This is a genomic window from Aeromonas sp. s5 (genome assembly GCF_040907865.1).
Taxonomy (GTDB): domain Bacteria; phylum Pseudomonadota; class Gammaproteobacteria; order Enterobacterales; family Aeromonadaceae; genus Aeromonas; species Aeromonas dhakensis.
On record NZ_JBFOCO010000025.1, the window covers coordinates 44,575 to 61,066 of the forward strand.

17 protein-coding genes are annotated in these 16,492 nt (G+C 62.9%); 10 read left to right on the plus strand and 7 right to left on the minus strand.

Going from position 1 to position 16,492, the window contains the following annotated elements; all coding sequences use genetic code 11:
• Positions 1-243: 243 nt before the first annotated feature.
• The 4 genes from AB5Y94_RS15455 to serA all read left to right on the plus strand — a co-directional run bounded on the left by AB5Y94_RS15455 (position 244) and on the right by serA (position 4,615).
• Positions 244-1,578 (plus strand): Na+/H+ antiporter NhaC family protein, encoded by a 1,335-nt coding sequence (locus AB5Y94_RS15455; RefSeq protein ID WP_005302609.1) that lies wholly within the window; start codon positions 244-246, stop codon positions 1,576-1,578.
• A gap of 128 nt (positions 1,579-1,706) precedes the next feature.
• Positions 1,707-2,306, plus strand: a complete 600-nt coding sequence (locus AB5Y94_RS15460) for a 5-formyltetrahydrofolate cyclo-ligase (RefSeq protein ID WP_005302612.1) — start codon at positions 1,707-1,709, stop codon at positions 2,304-2,306.
• Between the two features lie 184 nt (positions 2,307-2,490).
• Positions 2,491-3,144: a ribose-5-phosphate isomerase RpiA gene (rpiA, locus tag AB5Y94_RS15465; RefSeq protein WP_010633545.1), complete on the plus strand. Its 654-nt coding sequence runs from the start codon at positions 2,491-2,493 to the stop codon at positions 3,142-3,144.
• A 238-nt stretch (positions 3,145-3,382) separates the two neighbouring features.
• A complete protein-coding gene (gene serA, locus AB5Y94_RS15470) occupies positions 3,383-4,615 on the plus strand; it encodes a phosphoglycerate dehydrogenase (protein WP_005302616.1) in 1,233 nt (410 codons plus the stop codon).
• A 208-nt stretch (positions 4,616-4,823) separates the two neighbouring features.
• On the opposite strand, the gene AB5Y94_RS15475 is transcribed toward serA, so the two are convergent.
• On the minus strand, positions 4,824-5,204 hold the full coding sequence (locus tag AB5Y94_RS15475) for a diacylglycerol kinase (protein WP_005302618.1): 381 nt from the start codon (positions 5,202-5,204) through the stop codon (positions 4,824-4,826).
• Between the two features lie 156 nt (positions 5,205-5,360).
• Between AB5Y94_RS15475 and AB5Y94_RS15480 the strand changes: the two genes are divergently transcribed.
• Positions 5,361-6,422 carry a 3-deoxy-7-phosphoheptulonate synthase gene (locus AB5Y94_RS15480; protein WP_368206101.1) on the plus strand — a complete coding sequence of 354 codons (1,062 nt, stop codon included), beginning with the start codon at positions 5,361-5,363 and terminating at the stop codon, positions 6,420-6,422.
• Between the two features lie 79 nt (positions 6,423-6,501).
• On the opposite strand, the gene AB5Y94_RS15485 is transcribed toward AB5Y94_RS15480, so the two are convergent.
• The 3 genes from AB5Y94_RS15485 to AB5Y94_RS15495 form a co-directional block, all read right to left on the minus strand.
• The gene (locus AB5Y94_RS15485) at positions 6,502-7,287 is read right to left on the minus strand and encodes an ATP-binding cassette domain-containing protein (RefSeq protein ID WP_368206103.1); all 786 of its coding nucleotides are present in this window, start codon (positions 7,285-7,287) and stop codon (positions 6,502-6,504) included.
• Positions 7,274-8,281 (minus strand): vitamin B12 ABC transporter permease BtuC, encoded by a 1,008-nt coding sequence (gene btuC / locus AB5Y94_RS15490; RefSeq protein ID WP_219325485.1) that lies wholly within the window; start codon positions 8,279-8,281, stop codon positions 7,274-7,276. The genes AB5Y94_RS15485 and btuC overlap by 14 nt, the downstream gene beginning before the upstream one ends.
• Before the next feature lie 99 nt (positions 8,282-8,380).
• Positions 8,381-9,112 (minus strand): substrate-binding periplasmic protein, encoded by a 732-nt coding sequence (locus AB5Y94_RS15495; protein ID WP_368206105.1) that lies wholly within the window; start codon positions 9,110-9,112, stop codon positions 8,381-8,383.
• A 113-nt stretch (positions 9,113-9,225) separates the two neighbouring features.
• Here AB5Y94_RS15495 and AB5Y94_RS15500 point away from each other — a divergent pair, with 113 nt between their 5' ends.
• The 4 genes from AB5Y94_RS15500 (at position 9,226) to AB5Y94_RS15515 (ending at position 12,950) form a co-directional block, all read left to right on the plus strand.
• Positions 9,226-9,582 carry a DMT family protein gene (locus AB5Y94_RS15500; protein WP_005302630.1) on the plus strand — a complete coding sequence of 119 codons (357 nt, stop codon included), beginning with the start codon at positions 9,226-9,228 and terminating at the stop codon, positions 9,580-9,582.
• Positions 9,583-9,641: 59 nt separating this feature from the next.
• A complete protein-coding gene (tapW, locus tag AB5Y94_RS15505; protein WP_017766703.1) occupies positions 9,642-10,781 on the plus strand; it encodes a type IVa pilus ATPase TapW in 1,140 nt (379 codons plus the stop codon).
• Positions 10,782-11,063: 282 nt separating this feature from the next.
• Positions 11,064-12,335: a glucose-1-phosphate adenylyltransferase gene (glgC, locus tag AB5Y94_RS15510; RefSeq protein WP_124250959.1), complete on the plus strand. Its 1,272-nt coding sequence runs from the start codon at positions 11,064-11,066 to the stop codon at positions 12,333-12,335.
• 135 nt (positions 12,336-12,470) lie between these two features.
• Positions 12,471-12,950 (plus strand): WbuC family cupin fold metalloprotein, encoded by a 480-nt coding sequence (locus tag AB5Y94_RS15515; protein ID WP_010633537.1) that lies wholly within the window; start codon positions 12,471-12,473, stop codon positions 12,948-12,950.
• A gap of 112 nt (positions 12,951-13,062) precedes the next feature.
• On the opposite strand, the gene AB5Y94_RS15520 is transcribed toward AB5Y94_RS15515, so the two are convergent.
• From AB5Y94_RS15520 to AB5Y94_RS15530, 3 genes are read right to left on the minus strand one after another with little or no spacing between them, the layout of a single operon-like run.
• On the minus strand, positions 13,063-13,305 hold the full coding sequence (locus AB5Y94_RS15520; RefSeq protein ID WP_005302637.1) for a FeoC-like transcriptional regulator: 243 nt from the start codon (positions 13,303-13,305) through the stop codon (positions 13,063-13,065).
• Positions 13,302-15,575, minus strand: coding sequence for a Fe(2+) transporter permease subunit FeoB (gene feoB / locus AB5Y94_RS15525; protein ID WP_368206108.1), 2,274 nt, complete (start codon positions 15,573-15,575; stop codon positions 13,302-13,304). Before feoB ends, AB5Y94_RS15520 begins: the two co-directional genes overlap by 4 nt.
• Positions 15,572-15,799, minus strand: a complete 228-nt coding sequence (locus tag AB5Y94_RS15530) for a FeoA family protein (RefSeq protein ID WP_005302641.1) — start codon at positions 15,797-15,799, stop codon at positions 15,572-15,574. Before AB5Y94_RS15530 ends, feoB begins: the two co-directional genes overlap by 4 nt.
• Before the next feature lie 119 nt (positions 15,800-15,918).
• Here AB5Y94_RS15530 and AB5Y94_RS15535 point away from each other — a divergent pair, with 119 nt between their 5' ends.
• Positions 15,919-16,248, plus strand: a complete 330-nt coding sequence (locus AB5Y94_RS15535; RefSeq protein WP_005302642.1) for a translation initiation factor — start codon at positions 15,919-15,921, stop codon at positions 16,246-16,248.
• Positions 16,249-16,492 lie beyond the last annotated feature (244 nt).

A 16,492-nucleotide genomic window follows, 5' to 3' on the forward strand; every position in this document is an offset into this window, starting at 1 on the left:
GCCGTGGCCGTCGTTGGCAACCCGAAAAATCAACAACATATTTACTGAAATCCGAATATTTAACGGATTTAATCAATTCAACAAAATCACCAGACAAAAAGCAGCATCCATCTGGACGTCTATCTTGACCGGGCGGGCGCGACTCACTACTGTAGGCACCCCATAGCGGCAGGATGCCCGCCACGCTCACCCCACTGCGGGCTGGCTGAGACAGGGAGGTCATGTACAACCATCGAGGAACACATGATCCAGACTCAACCCAGCGCCAGAGCCCTGCTGCCTCTGCTGGTCTTTCTTGCTCTCTTTATCGGTACCGGCACCTGGCTGACCCTGCAGGGGGTCGAGTTCGCCTTCTATCAGCTGCCCGCCCCCGTCGCCGCCCTCCCCGCCGTCATGCTGGCGCTGGTGCTGGGCAAGGAGGGGTTCAACAAGAACCTCGAGACCTTCTTCAAGGGGGTTGGTGACAGCAACATCATGGCGATGTGCCTCATCTATCTGCTGGCAGGCGCCTTCGCCACCGTGGCCAAGGCCACCGGCGGGGTGGATGCCACGGTCGCCCTTGGCCTCTCCCTCATCCCCGGCTGGTTCCTGCTGCCTGGGCTGTTCCTCATCTCCGCCTTCATCGCTACCGCCATGGGCACCTCCATGGGCACCATAGGCGCCGTGGCACCAGTGGCGCTGGGCGTGGCCCAGGCCGCCGGCATCGATCCTGTGCTGATGGCGGGCACCATCCTCTCCGGCGCCATGTTTGGCGACAACCTCTCCATCATCTCCGACACCACCATTGCGGCCACCCGCAGCCAGGGCTGCGAGATGAAGGACAAGTTTCGCGAGAACTTCAAGATTGCCGCCCCGGCCGCCATCGGGGTGATCCTGCTCTATCTGACCCTGGGGTCGGTCGGGGATGCCCCCGCCACCGAGGCCCATATCGAGCTGCTCAAGGTGATGCCCTACCTGCTGATCCTGGTGCTGGCCCTCTCTGGCATGAACGTCTTCATGGTGCTGGGGCTCGGCATTGTGGCCGCTGGCGGGGTCGGTCTGCTGGGGGATTACCCCCTCGGCCAATTCAGCAAGGACATCTATCAGGGCTTCACCGGCATGCAGGAGATCTTCCTGCTCTCCATGCTGATCGGCGGCCTCGGCGCCCTGATGGAACGCCAGGGGGGACTGGCCTGGATCAGCACCCGCATCAGCGCCCTCATCGCCCGCTTCACCCGTCAGCACGACGGCGAGCAGAACGAGAAGGCGGCCGAGCTCGGCATCGCCGGGGTGGTGGGCCTCACCAACCTCTGCACCGCCAACAACACGGTGGCCATTATCGTCGCCAGCAAGGTGGCCAAGGATCTGGCGGATCACCACGGGGTTACCCCGCGCCGCGCCGCCTCCATGCTCGACATCTTCTCCTGCGTGGTGCAGGGGCTGATCCCCTGGGGCGCCCAGGCGCTGCTGCTGGGCTCCATCTTCGCCCTCTCGCCGCTGGCGGTGGTGAGCATGAGCTTCTACCCCATGGCGCTGGCGCTGGCCGCCCTGGTGGCGGTGTTCGTCAAGCACCAGATGCGCAAAGCCGCCCACGCCTGATAGTGCGGTCGCCGGGTCCCACCCGGCGGCCGAGCCGCGCTGTTCAACCCGGCGCGGCCTTGTTAAGGTGATCGCCTGCCAGTGCGATCCACGTATCGCCCCGTCGCCCGTTCATCAGAGGAGCCCCCATGCCGGATACCCAGCCTGAAAGACAATCCCTGCGCCAGCTCATCCGCCAGCGCAGAAAGAGCCTGACCCAGGCCGAGCAGCAGCAGGCGGCCCAGCAGCTGGTTGCCCAGTTCAAGCAGCATCCCGAGATCCTGGCGGCCAAACGTATCGCCCTCTATCTGGCCAACGACGGCGAGCTCAACCCCCTGCCCGCCATCCACTGGCTGTGGGCCCAGCAAAAAGAGGTCTATCTGCCGGTGTTGCACCCCTTCACCCCGGGCCACCTGCTCTTCTTGCGCTACACCGCTACCAGTCCCATGACCCGCAACCGTTACGGCATCGCCGAACCTGAGCTCGACATGCAGCAGGTGGTGCCCCACAGCACCCTCGATCTGATTTGCACGCCGCTGGTGGCGTTCGATGCGGCAGGCAACCGGCTCGGCATGGGCGGCGGCTACTACGATCGCACCCTCGCCTGCTGGCACGAGCACAGACTCGGCCCCAAACCGCTGGGGATTGCCCACGACTGCCAGCAGGTGGACGCGGTGCCGCAGGAGGAGTGGGACGTACCGCTGCCCCAGATCATCACTCCCAGCCGCTGCTGGCACTTTCCCGACTGAGGCCGGAAGCGGCCTTGCCGACTGCTCGGCTCTTGCTGACACAGCCATGTGTGCAATGACATGGCGCAATAAACAGGCAAACGATTTACATCTTGCAGGTTTTTGGCCCGGAACGTGAGCTGGGTGGTCGCTCTGGGATGGCGGCTTGGATATAATGCGGCCGCTTTTTTCCAAAGGATCGATCATGACTCAAGATGAAATGAAGAAGGCGGCCGGTTGGGCTGCGCTCAAGTATGTGGTTCCCGGCACCATCGTCGGGGTAGGCACCGGCTCTACCGTCAACCACTTCATCGATGCACTGGCGACCATGAAGGACGAGATCAAGGGGGCGGTATCCAGCTCCGTGGCCTCCACCGAACGCCTCAAGGGCTTCGGCATCCCTGTGTATGATCTCAACGAGATCGACGCCCTCTCCGTCTACGTGGACGGTGCCGACGAGATCAACGGCACCCGCGACATGATCAAGGGCGGCGGCGCGGCCCTGACCCGCGAGAAGATCGTCGCCGCCGTGGCCGACAAGTTCATCTGCATCATCGACAACACCAAGACGGTCGACGTGCTCGGCACCTTCCCGCTGCCGGTGGAAGTGATCCCCATGGCCCGCGAATACGTGGCCCGCGAGATCAAGAAGCTCGGCGGCAACCCGGTCTGGCGTGAAGGGGTGGTCACCGACAACGGCAACCACATCCTGGACGTGAAAGGCATGGCCATCACCGATGCCAAGGGGCTGGAAGTGCAGCTCAACGCTATCGTAGGCACCGTCACCAACGGCCTGTTCGCCCACCGCGGTGCAGACGTGGTGGTGATCGGCACCCCGGACGGCGTGATCATCAGCTGACCTCCGATGGACAGGATCTGGTCACCCATGATCCCTTCGCAATGAAAGACGGCGCCCCATGGCGCCGTTTTTATTTGTTGCTCAATGAGTTGCAAACCCTCGTTTACAACTATCGTTGAAAACTTCAAAGAATTTGACTTTCGTCACAAATATTCCCTCTCCCCAACGTTTTTGCTACTTTACGGTTTTCTTCACACACCATATCTGCACTCACTTTTGCAAACATAGAGGGATCGTCATGACCGCCAAGTTTTCACTGGACAAGGATAAAATCAAGGTGCTGCTGCTGGAGGGGGTTCACCCCAACACAGTGGAAACCTTTCGTGCCGCAGGTTACACCAGTGTGGAGTATCTGAAGACCTCTCTCTCCGAAGAAGAGCTGATCGAGCGTATTCGTGACGTGCATTTCGTAGGGCTGCGCTCGCGCACCCAGATCACCGAGAAGGTGCTGGATGCCGCCAACAAGCTGGTGGCCATCGGCTGTTTCTGCATCGGCACCAACCAAGTCTCCCTGGATGCCGCCCACCTGCGTGGCATCCCGGTGTTCAACGCCCCCTTCTCCAACACCCGTTCGGTGGCCGAACTGGTGCTGGGGGAGATCCTGCTGCTGCTGCGCGGCATCCCGGAGAAGAACGCCAAGTGCCATCGCGGTGTGTGGGAAAAGCTGGCCAACCGTTCGGTGGAAGCCCGTGGCAAGAAGCTCGGCATCATCGGCTACGGCCACATCGGCACCCAGCTTGGCATCATCGCCGAGAGCATCGGCATGAAGGTCTACTACTACGACATCGAGAACAAGCTCTCGCTCGGCAACGCCATCCAGGTGCCGAGCATGGTCGAGCTGCTCAACATGTCCGACGTCATCAGCCTGCACGTGCCTGAGACCGCCTCCACCAAGGATCTGATCGGTGCCGAGCAGCTGCGCATGATGAAACCGGGCGCCATCTTCATCAACGCCTCCCGTGGTACCGTGGTGGACATCGACGCCCTGGCTGACGTCATCAAGAGCGGCCACCTCGCCGGCGCTGCCATCGACGTCTTCCCGGTCGAGCCCAAGTCCAACGACGAGGAGTTCCTCACCCCGCTGCGCGGGTTGGACAACGTGATCCTGACCCCGCACATCGGCGGCTCCACCCAGGAGGCCCAGGAGAACATCGGGCTGGAAGTGGCCAACAAGCTGGTCAAATACTCCGACAACGGCTCTACCCTCTCCGCCGTCAACTTCCCCGAGGTCTCCTTGCCCGGTCACAAGGGCTCCAGCCGCCTGCTGCACATTCACCGCAACCAGCCCGGCGTGATGAACCAGATCAACCAGATCTTCGCCGACGAGGGGATCAACATCGCCGGTCAATACCTGCAGACCAGCAGCCACATCGGCTACGTGGTGATCGACGTGGAGACCGAGCACAGCGAGAAGGCGCTGGCCAAGCTCAAGGAGATCGGCGGCACCATCCGTGCCCGCATCCTGCACTGATCAGCCTGCAGCGCCGTCCAGCAAAAAGCCCGTCGCAATGACGGGCTTTTTATGCTGCGATGCTAAGCGCACATCCGCGTCGCGGCTCCTTTGCCCCCTTCTCCCCTCGCGGGAGCAGGGTTGGGAACGAGGGGGGAGATGAAACCGCCCTCATCCTGCCCTCTTGCCAAGAGAGCGGGAAAATACGCGACAGACAATGAGGCCCGGCTTACCACCACCCCAACAGGTTGCGACCCACCAGGGCGCCCCACACCAGGGCGTTGAGGGCCAGTGCGATGAAGACGGCGGCGGAGCCCAGATCCTTGGCGCGACCGGAGAGCTCGTGATGTTCGGAGCCGATGCGATCCACCACCGCCTCGACTGCGGAGTTGAGCACCTCGACGATCACCACCAGCCAGCTGATGCAGATGAGCAGCAGGATTTGATCGAGGGTATCGCCGATCCAGAACGCCAGCGGCATCAGCAGCAGGATCAGCATCAGCTCCTGCCGGAAAGCGGCCTCGTTGATCCAGGCTGACTTGAGCCCCTTCATGCTGTAACCGGTTGCATTGATGATGCGGGTGACCCCGGTTGCCCCTGGCTTTGCCACGCTATCTACCTCATTTGGAATCGTTTTGGGGCTCACATCCTATCAGAGCCCCCCGAGGTTTCCATCAGGGGTTTTTTGCTTTATTTTATCCCTTTGCCTTTTCTGGCACTCAGTCATTGCTACTGCCCACGCCACCCATTTCGAGAATCGAGTCGTATGTCCATTCACACCGATGAATTGCGCACCCGTCGCCTGGAGTCCCTGATCACTCCCAGCGAGCTGGCGCACGCCTTCCCGTTAAGCGACACCGTAGCCCAGAACCTGCTGGATGCCCGCCGCGAAGTGGAAGCGATCCTGGCCGGTGAGGATCAGCGCCTGCTGGTCATCGTCGGTCCCTGTTCCATTCACGATCCGGCCGCCGCCCACGAGTATGCCCTGCGCCTCAATGCCCTGCGCCAGCAGTATAAAGAGAGCCTGTGCATCGTGATGCGCACCTATTTCGAGAAGCCGCGCACCATCGTCGGCTGGAAAGGCCTCATCAATGATCCGCGCCTCGATGGCAGCTTCGACGTCAACGAAGGGCTGAAACTGGCCCGCAAGCTGCTGGTGGACATCAACGCCCTCGGCATACCCACCGCCACCGAGTTCCTCGACATGGTGACCGGCCAGTACATCAGCGACCTCATCACCTGGGGCGCCATCGGCGCGCGCACCACCGAATCCCAGGTGCACCGCGAGATGGCCTCCGCCCTCTCCTGCCCGGTCGGCTTCAAGAACGGCACCGACGGCAACACCCGCATCGCCATCGATGCGGTGCGCGCCGCCCGTCACAGCCACATCTTCTACTCCCCGGACAAGGACGGCAAGATGACCATCTACCGCACCGCCGGCAACCCCTATGGCCACGTGATCCTGCGCGGCGGCCACAGACCCAACTACGACACCGCCAGTATCGACGAGGCCTGCGAAGCGTTGGCCGACGTCGGCCTGCCCGAGCGGCTGGTGGTGGATTTCAGCCACGGCAACAGCATGAAGGATCACCGTCGCCAGCTGCTGGTGGCGCAAGACATCTGCGATCAGTTGCGCCGCGGTCGCACCGGCATCGCCGGCATCATGGCCGAGAGCTTCCTGGTGGAAGGACGGCAGGATGTGGAGAACGGCTGCGCCGCCACCTTCGGCCAAAGCATCACGGATGCCTGCCTCTCCTGGAGCGACACCGAAACCCTGCTGGCCATGCTGGCCGAGGCCGCCCAGGTGCGCCTGCACAAGCTGGGCTGAACAGCCAATAAGCAAAGGGGCCAGTATGTTCGATACTGGCCCCTTTTTCTTGGGCGGCCGACTAGGCCGCGCCCCGCTTCTACAAACTGGGCATAAACCAGACCCGGCCACCCGCCTCGATGCGCTCGGTCTTGATCTGGAATACCTGTGCCAGCAGCGCCTCGTCCACCAGCTCGACGCCCCCCTCCCGTACCACCCGCCCCTGTTGCAGACAGAGCAGGCGATCGGCCCAGTCGATGGCCAGGTTGATGTCGTGAATGGCGAGCACCACCAGCAGCCCCTGCCCGGCCAGCTGCTTGAGCAGCCGCAGCAGCGCCAGTTGATGGTGCAGATCGAGCCCGGCCAGCGGCTCGTCCAGCAGCAGTATCCGTTCGCCCGGGTTTAGGCTCGGCCACACCTGCAGCAGGGTGCGGGCGATCAGCACCCGCTGCTGCTCCCCACCAGACAGCCGGCTGAAGTCCCGCGCCAGCAAGGCTTCCAGCTCCAGCGCCTGGCACAGCGCCTGAATAGCCTCGTTCTGTCTGGCCGCAGGTTGAGCCTCATCGAGCCCCAGACTCAGCACCTGAAACACCGGGATATGGAACAGCTGGGGCTGGCGCTGAGGCAGCATGGCGCGCCGCTGCGCCAGCGCCGGCCAGCTCAAGTCCGCCAGCGACTCGCCGCCGATGCGCACCTCCCCTTGCCCCGACAAGAGGCCGGCCAGGGCGCCTAGCAGGGTCGACTTGCCGCTGCCGTTGGGGCCGAGCAGGGCCACCAGCTGGCCCCCCTGCCAGGCAAGGTCGAGGGGGGCGAGCCGGTTGGCGACGGCGAGGGCGCGGGCAGCCAGCAAGGGTGGCTGGCCCCCGAGGTGATCAGGTGCTGGCATGGGCATCTTGCCTCAACAACAGATAAATGAAGAGCGGGGCACCGACCGAGGCGGTGATGACCCCGATGGGCAGCTCCCCTGCTCGCAGGGCGGAGCGGGCGATGAGATCGGCCGCCAGCAGCAGGGCGCCGCCCCCCAGCGCCGAGGCGGGCAGCAGGAAGCGCTGATCGCTGCCGCCACACAGGCGCAGCAGATGGGGCACCACCAGCCCGACGAAGCCGATGACGCCGCACAGTGCCACCGCCATCCCGGTGAGCAGGCAGACCGCCAGCACCAGCCGTACCCGCATCTTGTCCACATCGAGCCCCATCAGGCGGGCCTGGGTCTCTCCCAGCAGCAGTTGCTGCAGCGCCTTGCCCTGCCAGCCGAGCCAGCCGAGGGTCAGGGGGAACAGCAGCCACCACCAGGCCAGTTGCTGGCTGCCATAGGCGAGGCTCCCCATCATCCAGAACATGAATTCACGCAAGGAGCCGTCATCGGCAAAGTACATCAGCCAGGTCATGGCGGCGTTGGTGAGGATGCCGATGGCAACCCCGAACAGCAACAGCCTGGCATGGCCGAGCCGGGCCCGGCGCGCCAGCCGTATCAACAGCATGGTCACCAGCAGGGCGCCGCCAAAGGCCGCCAGCGAAAGCCCCCAACCCGGCAGATAGACGCCGAGGGCCTTGGCCACCGCCATCGCCACCATGGCGGCCAATCCCGCCCCGCTCGAGACGCCAAGCAGGCCGGGTTCGGCCACCGGGTTGTGCAGCATCACCTGCAGCACGGCGCCACCGCAGGCGAGCGCAGCCCCCGCCAGCAGGGCCAGCAGGGCGCGCGGCAGGCGCAGCTCCAGCAGAATGCGCTGCTCGAGCTCCCCCAAGGGGTGCCAGGGCAACAGCAGGAATTCGCCCCAGATCAGGGAGAAGAGAAACAGCGCCAGGGTCAGCAGCAGCAGGCCGAGCAACCAGCGCCGCTGCCAGCGCTGCTGGCGGGCGAGCAAAGAGAGATACACAGAGGCTCCCCGAAGGTGAGAGTGACCCGTGCCCGGGCGGCGTCAGCCACCGGGCATCAGCATGAAAAGGTCATGATAACAGTGTGTTACCACCCAAGGTCAAGGTTGGTAAGGCTTGGCGAGGGTGGCGATGTCACCGCTTGCCACCAGCTCCTGCAGGGCCAGCGCCAGCGGTTGCTGCAGCGCCTGATGGGGAGAGCGCTTGCTCATGCCCAGATAGAGCACCACGGGCTGGGATGGCTGGTAGGCCGCCTTGCGCAGCCCCGCCTCCTTGCCCCGACTCAAGGCATAGTCCACCTGGCAGTCGGTGCCGATCATCAACGGCAGATGGCCGCGCTGCACCATGCGCAGCAGTTGCTCCTCGGTGGGCACCCCGTGCTTGTCGAGCCGGCTGTCGGAATCGAACGGTTCGAAATAGGCCGAATTGAGCACGTAACCCACCCTGTGCCCCTGCAGATCGGCATAGCTGCGCAGAGTCGAGACCTCAGTTCCCTTGCCATAAAAGGCGGGTCGGCACTGGTAATAGGCCGGCTGCAGATAGTCGATGAAGATCGCCCGCTCCGCCGTCATGGCCAGCCCGATCATCAGATCCACCTGACCGGTCTGCATCTGTTTGAGCGCCCGCCCCCAGGGGACCTGCTTCACTTCGAAGCGGATGCCGCTGCGTCGCTGCAACTGCTGCAAGATATCCATGTCCAGTCCGCCCAGCCGACCGTCCGGCATTTCAATTCGAAACGGTGGCCAGACATCGGTGGCTACCGTCAGGGTCGGCGCACCGTGCACCTGGCAGGCAAACAGCAGACCAAGCACACCCCAGCTTGTCTTGCCCATCTCGTACAACCCTCTGTCTCTTCATCCTTGATGGATTAAAAATACCCTGCCGCCCCACTTATGAGAACCCATGGTTCGGCGATAAAATGCGATTGATTTTAAAGGAGAACCTAATGAACCCTATCTTTACCAGCATCGGCCTGCTGCTGTGCAGCAACGTTTTTATGACCTTCGCCTGGTACGCCCACCTCAAGAGTATGAATCACAAACCCTGGATCATCGCCGCCCTGGTGAGCTGGGGAATAGCGCTGTTCGAATACCTGCTGCAGGTACCCGCCAACCGCATCGGCCATACCGTGCTCTCCGTCGGCCAGCTCAAGATCCTGCAGGAGGTGATCACCCTCACCGTGTTCGTCCCCTTCTCCATCTTCTATCTGAAAGAGGATCTGAAATGGGATTACCTGTGGGCTGGCCTCTGCATCCTGGGCGCGGTCTTTTTTGTCTTTCGCGAGAAACTCACCGGCGCCTGACGCTGTACACTCAATAACATCCCCAGCAAGGCATCTCCTTGATAGACGAGGCAAAAACCATGGAATTGCGAGACATGCTACAGATCCTGGCCAAGCAGGATGGCTCAGACCTCTATCTGTCGACCGGCGCGCCCCCCTGTGCCAAGTTCAACGGCGGCCTGCGCCCCTTGAGCGAGACGCCACTCGAGCCCGGCGAGGTGGCCAGCATAGCCGACGCCATCATGGACGGCGAGCAGAAGCAGCAGTTTGAGAAGGAGCTGGAGATGAACCTCGCCATCTCCCTGCCCCAGATCGGGCGCTTTCGGATCAACATCTTCAAGCAGCGCAACGAAGTCTCCCTGGTGGCGCGCAACATCAAGACCGAGATCCCCCGCTTCGAGGACTTGAAACTGCCCACAGTGCTGCTCGACACCATCATGGAGAAACGGGGGCTGGTGCTGTTCGTCGGCGGCACCGGTTCGGGCAAGTCCACTTCGCTCGCAGCCCTTATCGACCATCGCAACCGCAACAGCGGCGGCCACATCATCACCATCGAAGATCCGGTGGAGTTCGTGCACCGCCACCGCAAGAGCATCATCAACCAGCGGGAGGTGGGGGTGGATACCCGCAGCTTCCACGCCGCCCTGAAAAACACCCTGCGCCAGGCGCCGGACGTGATCCTTATCGGCGAAATTCGCGATCGCGAAACCATGGAGCATGCGCTGGCCTTCTCGGAGACCGGCCACCTGGCCATCTCCACCCTGCACGCCAACAACGCCAACCAGGCGCTGGACCGCATCATCAACTTCTTCCCGGAAGAGCGCCGGCCTCAGCTGCTCAACGACCTTGGCAACAACCTCAAGGCGTTTGTCTCCCAGCGGCTGGTGAAAACCACTGATGGCGGCCGCCGGGCGGCGGTAGAGATCATGCTGGGCACCCACACCATCCGCGACATGGTCAAGCGCGGCGAGTTTGGCGGCCTCAAGGAGGTGATGGAGAAGTCCAAGGCCCTCGGCATGGTCACCTTCGACAGCGCCCTGTTCGATCTGGTGGTGGAAGGGGTGATCGACGAGGAGGAGGCAGTGAAGAACGCCGACTCGGCCAACAACCTGCGCCTCAAGATCAAGCTGTGGAAGGAGAAGGGCCAGATCGCCAGCAGCAGCGATGCCACCGGCTGGAGCCTGGAGCCCACCAAGGACGAGAAGGACGATCTGTTCTGACCTCGCCCGCCCCTGACGGCACCTGCAAACACCCGCTTCGGCGGGTGTTTACACAAGAAACGCCCGCATCTGACCACCCTTCAACACCACCGCCCTCCCCGCCTGCCCAGCGCCGCCGTGACATCTGGTGAACTATCGCGCCATCTGCGACAGATTTTGTCATCAAAAATGACAAAACCATCACTTGACCGAAAAACCATGCGAGAAGTGTGAGTGAAAGCTCTTTCATACCGGCTTCAAAGGAGGCACCATCAAAGAGTTCTATCAATAAAGGGGTATTAAATGTCGTTACAACCTGCCAATACAGCACAGTCAAGACAGTTGCTGAACGAGACCATGGCCTTGGTTCTCGCTGGAGGGCGGGGCAGTCGCCTCAAACAGTTGACGGACAACAGGGCGAAACCGGCAGTACACTTCGGCGGCAAGTTCCGCATCATCGACTTCGTACTCTCCAACTGCATCAACTCCGGCATTCGCCGGGTCGGAGTGGTGACCCAGTACAAATCCCACAGCCTGCTGCGCCACCTGCAGTCCGGCTGGTCCTTTTTGCGCTACCAGATGAACGAGTTCATCGACCTGCTGCCCGCCCAGCAACGGGTGGACGAGGTCACCTGGTATCGCGGCACCGCCGATGCGGTCTACCAGAATCTGGACATCATTCGCGATCACGGCCCCAGGTATGTGGTGGTGCTGGCGGGGGATCACATCTACAAGATGGATTACGCCGCCATGCTGCTCGATCACGTCAACATGGGGGCCAGGGTCACGGTGGCCTGTATCGAGGTGCCGCGGGATGAGGCGAGCGCCTTCGGGGTGATGGCGGTGGATGGGGATCGCAAGATCAACGCCTTCGTCGAAAAACCCGCCAACCCACCCGCCATGCCGGGCAAGCCCGATACCGCGCTAGCCTCCATGGGGATCTACATCTTCGAGGCGGACTACCTCTACCAGCTGCTGGAAGAGGATCTCGCCAACCCGGCCTCCCACCACGATTTCGGCATGGACGTGATCCCGCGGGTGGTGCAAGAGGGCACCGCCTACGCCCACCCGTTCGGCATGTCCTGCGTCGGCTGCTGCCCGCAAAAGCGCCCCTACTGGCGCGACGTGGGCACGGTGGATTCGTTCTGGGAGGCCAACATGGATCTCGCCTCCGTCACCCCCGAGCTCGACATCTACGATCAGGACTGGCCCATCTGGACCAGCCAGAACATGACCCCGCCCGCCAAGTTCGTGCAGGACAGAAACGGCCAGCACGGTATGACCATCAACTCCATGTTTGCCGGCGGCACCATCGTCAGCGGCTCCTTCATCGTGAGCTCGGTGCTGTTTACCAACGTGCGGGTCGACTCCTTCTGCACTCTGGATCAGGCGGTGATCTTCCCCGGTGTCGAGATAGGCCCGGGCTGCCGGCTGCGCCGGGTGGTGATCGACAAGGGCTGCAAGCTGCCGGAAGGGCTGGTGGTGGGGGAAAACGCCAGCGAGGATGCCCGCCGCTTCTACCGCTCCGAACAAGGGATAGTGCTGGTCACCCAGGAGATGCTGGCCAGGCTGTGATGCCGCCGCGCCGGCAAGCGGGAGCCCTGTCGGCTCCCTTTTTACATTTGCTTACCGCTCGCGCCTTGTCCGGCCGCCCCCGGTGCGTGCTACTCTGCCCTCGGCTCTTGCCTTCGTCTCACCATGGAATCGCATATGAAAAAACTGGATGTTGCCCGCCTTGCCAGCCTCGCCGACGAGGCCGCCCACTCCCCGCGCCTGCGCATGAACCACAACCTGCATCAGGAGCTGGCCGACCCCATCCAGCGCCTGGCCATCGCCATGGAGCCGGGTACCTACATCCGCCCCCATCGCCACCTGCAGACCTGGGAGCTGCTGACTTCGCTGCAAGGGCGCTTCGTGGTGCTCAATTTCGATGATGAAGGGACCGTCATTGCTCGCGCCGTGCTGGGGGAAGAGACCTCAGTGCTGGAGACCCCGGTCGCCAGCTGGCATGCGGTGCTCTCTCTGGATCCCGGCGCCGTCATCTTCGAGGTCAAGCACGGCCCCTACGCCCCCTTTCGGGAAGAGGACTTCGCCCCCTGGTCACCGGCAGCGGATGACATTCAGGGCCAGCAGGCGCTGATGGCCTGGTATCGCCACGCCGAGGTGGGCCAGCGCTGGCCGGGGCGCTGATCTGCCCCCCCTTCTACGCCAATCCAGCGAACAGGGCGAACACGCGCCAATAAAAAGACCCGCCAGCGGCGGGTCTTTTTTTATATTCGAATGCAGGCTATCGGGCGTGAGCTCAGCCCTTTTGCACCAGACCAATCTGACCCGGCTCGCACCACTCGAACATCACCTCCTGGCTCTTGCCACAGCAGGAGCCGCCGCACACCTGAGTCTCCCGCTTGGCGACCCGCCCCTTGCGCATCCAGACGCCGAGCATGGCCTCCACCGCATCTTCCGAGGTGTGGAAGTGGCGGGCCAGCTCGCGCCGGCTCGCCTTCTGCTGCGCGGCGAGGTACTCCCCCAGCTCGCGCAGGATCATAGGGCCACCACCTTGCGCGCCACTATGTCGCCGTGGCGACGGCCCAGCCACCAGAGCAGCAGCAGGGAGAGGCCGTAGCTCGCCACCCAGAACAGGCTCTGTTCGGGGTGGGCGGCAAAGGTGGCCAGCTGATAGAAGACGGTGGCGCACATGAAGGCCATGTAGTTGCACCAGGCGGCGGTCAGCAGGGCCCACTGGCGGCCGGTTTCCCGTACCAGGGCGCCCATGGCGGCGGCGCAGGGCATGTAGAGCAGCACGAACAACAGATAGGAGAAGGCACCAGCCGCCCCGTCAAAGTGGCTCTGCATGTTGCCGTAGGTGGAGACGTCCACCTCCTGCGCCTCGGCGGCAGCCTGCTGGTCATCCAGATTGCCCACCGCCAGCCCCATGGGGTCGGTTGGGTCGATGTCGGCCAGATTGGTGGCCACTGCGGCGATCGCTTCCTGGAAGCTGTTCACCAGGGAGAACTCGCTCGCCTCCTCTTCCCCGTCGCCGCTGCCGGCGTAGAGGCTGTTGAGAGTACCGACCACCGCCTCTTTGGCGAAGATGCCGGTGACGATGCCGACCGTGGCCTGCCAGTTGTCATCGCGCACGCCGATGGGGTGCAGCACCGGGGTCACCGCCTGGCTAATTTTGCTCAGCACCGAGCTCTCCTGATCCTGGTGGCCGAAGCTGCCATCGGTGCCGAGCGAGTTGAGCACGCTCAGCACGGCGACCACCAGTACGATGGTTTTACCGGCGCCAAACACGAAGGATTTGAGCTTCTGCCAGGTCTTGATGCCGACGTTGACCGGGCGCGGCCACTCGTAGTCCGGCATCTCCATCAGCATGGAGTCGCTCTTGCCCGGCAGCAGGGTGCTGCGCAGCAACAGGCCGGTGAGCACCGCCACCAGGATACCGATGAGGTAGAGACCGAACACCAGGTTCTGGCCCGACTCGGGGAAGAAAGCCACCGCGAACAGGGCGTAGACCGGCAGACGGGCACCGCACGACATGAAGGGGGCCATGGCCGAGGTCATCAGCCGCTCACGCTCGGAGTTGAGGGTGCGGGTCGCCATCACCGAGGGCACGGTGCAGCCAAAGCCCATCAGCATGGGCACGAACGCCTTGCCCGGCAGGCCGAGGCGGCGCATCAGGGCATCCACCACGAAGGCGGCGCGGGCCAGGTAGCCGGAGCTCTCCAGCACCGCCAGGAACAGGTAGAGGCAGCCGATCACAGGGATGAAGGTGGCAACGGTCTGCAAGCCCACCCCGAAGCCGTCCGCCAGGATGGCACCCAGCCAGTCCGGCGCTTGGATGAGCCCCAGCAGGTGGTGGACGCCATCGACAAACAGGGCGCCGCCCATGATGTCGAAGAAGTCGATGAAGGCGCTGCCCACCTTGATGGCGAACATGAACATCAGGTACATCACCAGCAGGAAGAAGGGAATGCCGAACCAGCGGTTGAGCAGCACCCGATCGAGCCGCTCGCTCTGGGCCGCGGTGAGCTTGCCCTTCTGCTGGCACGCCTGGGCGGCCCACTGGTGGATGTGGCCGTAGCGGATATCCGCCAGTTGCAGATCCACGTCCTGCCCGTGGTGAGCGCGGGCCACCACGTTGGCGGCGGCGGCCTGCTGGCCGGGCAGCAGGGTCTCCTGCATCACCGCATCCTCTTCCAGCAGGCGCAGGGCGCGGCCGCGGGCGGTAAGGTGGTGCGGGGCAAGCAGGGTCTCAAGCTCCGCCAGATCTTTTTCCAACTCGCTACCGTAGTCCAGCAACAGCGCCGGCTGCGGCTGGCCAATAAACTGCTGGATCTGGTTCTTGAAGGTGGCGACCTGCTGGCGATTGTGGGCCGAGAGGGCCACCACCGGGCAGCCGAGGGTCTTGGCGAGCTTGCTCTCGTCGATGGTGATGCGCCGCTTTTGCAGGATGTCCATCTTGTTGAGCACCACCACCATGGGCAGCCCCAGCTCGCGCAGTTGCAGCGTGAGGTAGAGGGAGCGCTCCAGGTTGGCGGCGTCGATGACGTTGAGCAGCAGATCCGGCTGCTGGCCCTCCACGAAACGGCTGGCGATCTGCTCGTCCAGGCTCCCCTCCTGGTTGGCCAGGCTGTAGATGCCGGGCAGGTCCATCAGTTTGTAGTCGTGGCCCTGGGCACTGAATTCGCCCATCTTCTTGTCGACGGTGACGCCGCTCCAGTTGCCCACCTGCTGGCGGGCCCCGGTCAGGGCGTTGAACAGGGAGGTCTTGCCGCTATTGGGATTGCCGACGGTTACCAGGGAGTAGTTCATACCGGCTCGACCTCGATTTGCTGGGCAAGGCTTTTTTGCATGGAGAGGCAGATCCCCTGACACTGGATCTGCAGCGGATCCCCGAGCGGGGCCGCGCGCAAATAGATGACTTCAGTCTGGGGCAACAAGCCCATCACCATCAGCTTGCGCCGCAGGGGACGGGTCAATTGATTCATGTTCTTGATGCGAGCACTCTGTCCCGGTGACAACTGCGCGAGTACCATGACTGACTCCTGAAGTTAAACAATAATAATTCTCTTTTACTTGGGGCATTATAATCCGTGTTTTCAACGCTTATTTGAGTAAAATCAAACTCCGCTTAGCTAACTCACAAATAACTGCCATGAGTCACGACAACAACAGCCGCCTGGTTTACAGCACGGACGGCGGCATCATCAAAGAACAGAGCCAGCCGCAATCCGCCTCCCCCTTCCCCACCGACGGGGTGGTGCGCATCCGCCGCGAAACCAAGGGGCGCAAGGGTGCCGGGGTCATCACCATCCACGGCGTCCCGGCCGAACAGCAAAAGAGCATCGCCACCCTGCTCAAGAAAAAGTGCGGCACCGGCGGCGGCCTCAAAGAGGGAGTGATCGAGATCCAGGGGGACAAACGGGATCTGATCAAGGCCGAGCTCGAGAAGGCCGGTTTCAGCGTCAAGCTGGTGGGTGGCTGATCCCGACGCCGCCCGGCTTGCGTCACTTTCGCTTTTTCCCTAGAATGCCCGCTCCCATCGAGGGGGAGTAGTCTCGCCAGCCGGCCCCAAACCGGTTCGCGACCCTGATCAACATACTTGGTGCCAACTCACCATGGTCAGGGTGATCCACGCCAGCCGCGGATTTGACAAGACCTTTGACGGGCCAGTGCCAATACCGGGGACGGATGGCGCAGGCTTGTCTCAGGTATAACAATTCCGTCCC

Coding starts and splice junctions, on each gene's coding strand:
- AB5Y94_RS15455 (WP_005302609.1), top strand. CDS start 244: ATGATCCAGACTCAACCCAGCGCCAGAGCCCTGCTGCCTCTGCTGGTC.
- AB5Y94_RS15460 (WP_005302612.1), top strand. CDS start 1,707: ATGCCGGATACCCAGCCTGAAAGACAATCCCTGCGCCAGCTCATCCGC.
- rpiA (WP_010633545.1), top strand. CDS start 2,491: ATGACTCAAGATGAAATGAAGAAGGCGGCCGGTTGGGCTGCGCTCAAG.
- serA (WP_005302616.1), top strand. CDS start 3,383: ATGACCGCCAAGTTTTCACTGGACAAGGATAAAATCAAGGTGCTGCTG.
- AB5Y94_RS15480 (WP_368206101.1), top strand. CDS start 5,361: ATGTCCATTCACACCGATGAATTGCGCACCCGTCGCCTGGAGTCCCTG.
- AB5Y94_RS15485 (WP_368206103.1), bottom strand. CDS start 7,287: ATGCCAGCACCTGATCACCTCGGGGGCCAGCCACCCTTGCTGGCTGCC.
- AB5Y94_RS15495 (WP_368206105.1), bottom strand. CDS start 9,112: ATGGGCAAGACAAGCTGGGGTGTGCTTGGTCTGCTGTTTGCCTGCCAG.
- AB5Y94_RS15500 (WP_005302630.1), top strand. CDS start 9,226: ATGAACCCTATCTTTACCAGCATCGGCCTGCTGCTGTGCAGCAACGTT.
- tapW (WP_017766703.1), top strand. CDS start 9,642: ATGGAATTGCGAGACATGCTACAGATCCTGGCCAAGCAGGATGGCTCA.
- glgC (WP_124250959.1), top strand. CDS start 11,064: ATGTCGTTACAACCTGCCAATACAGCACAGTCAAGACAGTTGCTGAAC.
- AB5Y94_RS15515 (WP_010633537.1), top strand. CDS start 12,471: ATGAAAAAACTGGATGTTGCCCGCCTTGCCAGCCTCGCCGACGAGGCC.
- AB5Y94_RS15520 (WP_005302637.1), bottom strand. CDS start 13,305: ATGATCCTGCGCGAGCTGGGGGAGTACCTCGCCGCGCAGCAGAAGGCG.
- feoB (WP_368206108.1), bottom strand. CDS start 15,575: ATGAACTACTCCCTGGTAACCGTCGGCAATCCCAATAGCGGCAAGACC.
- AB5Y94_RS15530 (WP_005302641.1), bottom strand. CDS start 15,799: ATGGTACTCGCGCAGTTGTCACCGGGACAGAGTGCTCGCATCAAGAAC.
- AB5Y94_RS15535 (WP_005302642.1), top strand. CDS start 15,919: ATGAGTCACGACAACAACAGCCGCCTGGTTTACAGCACGGACGGCGGC.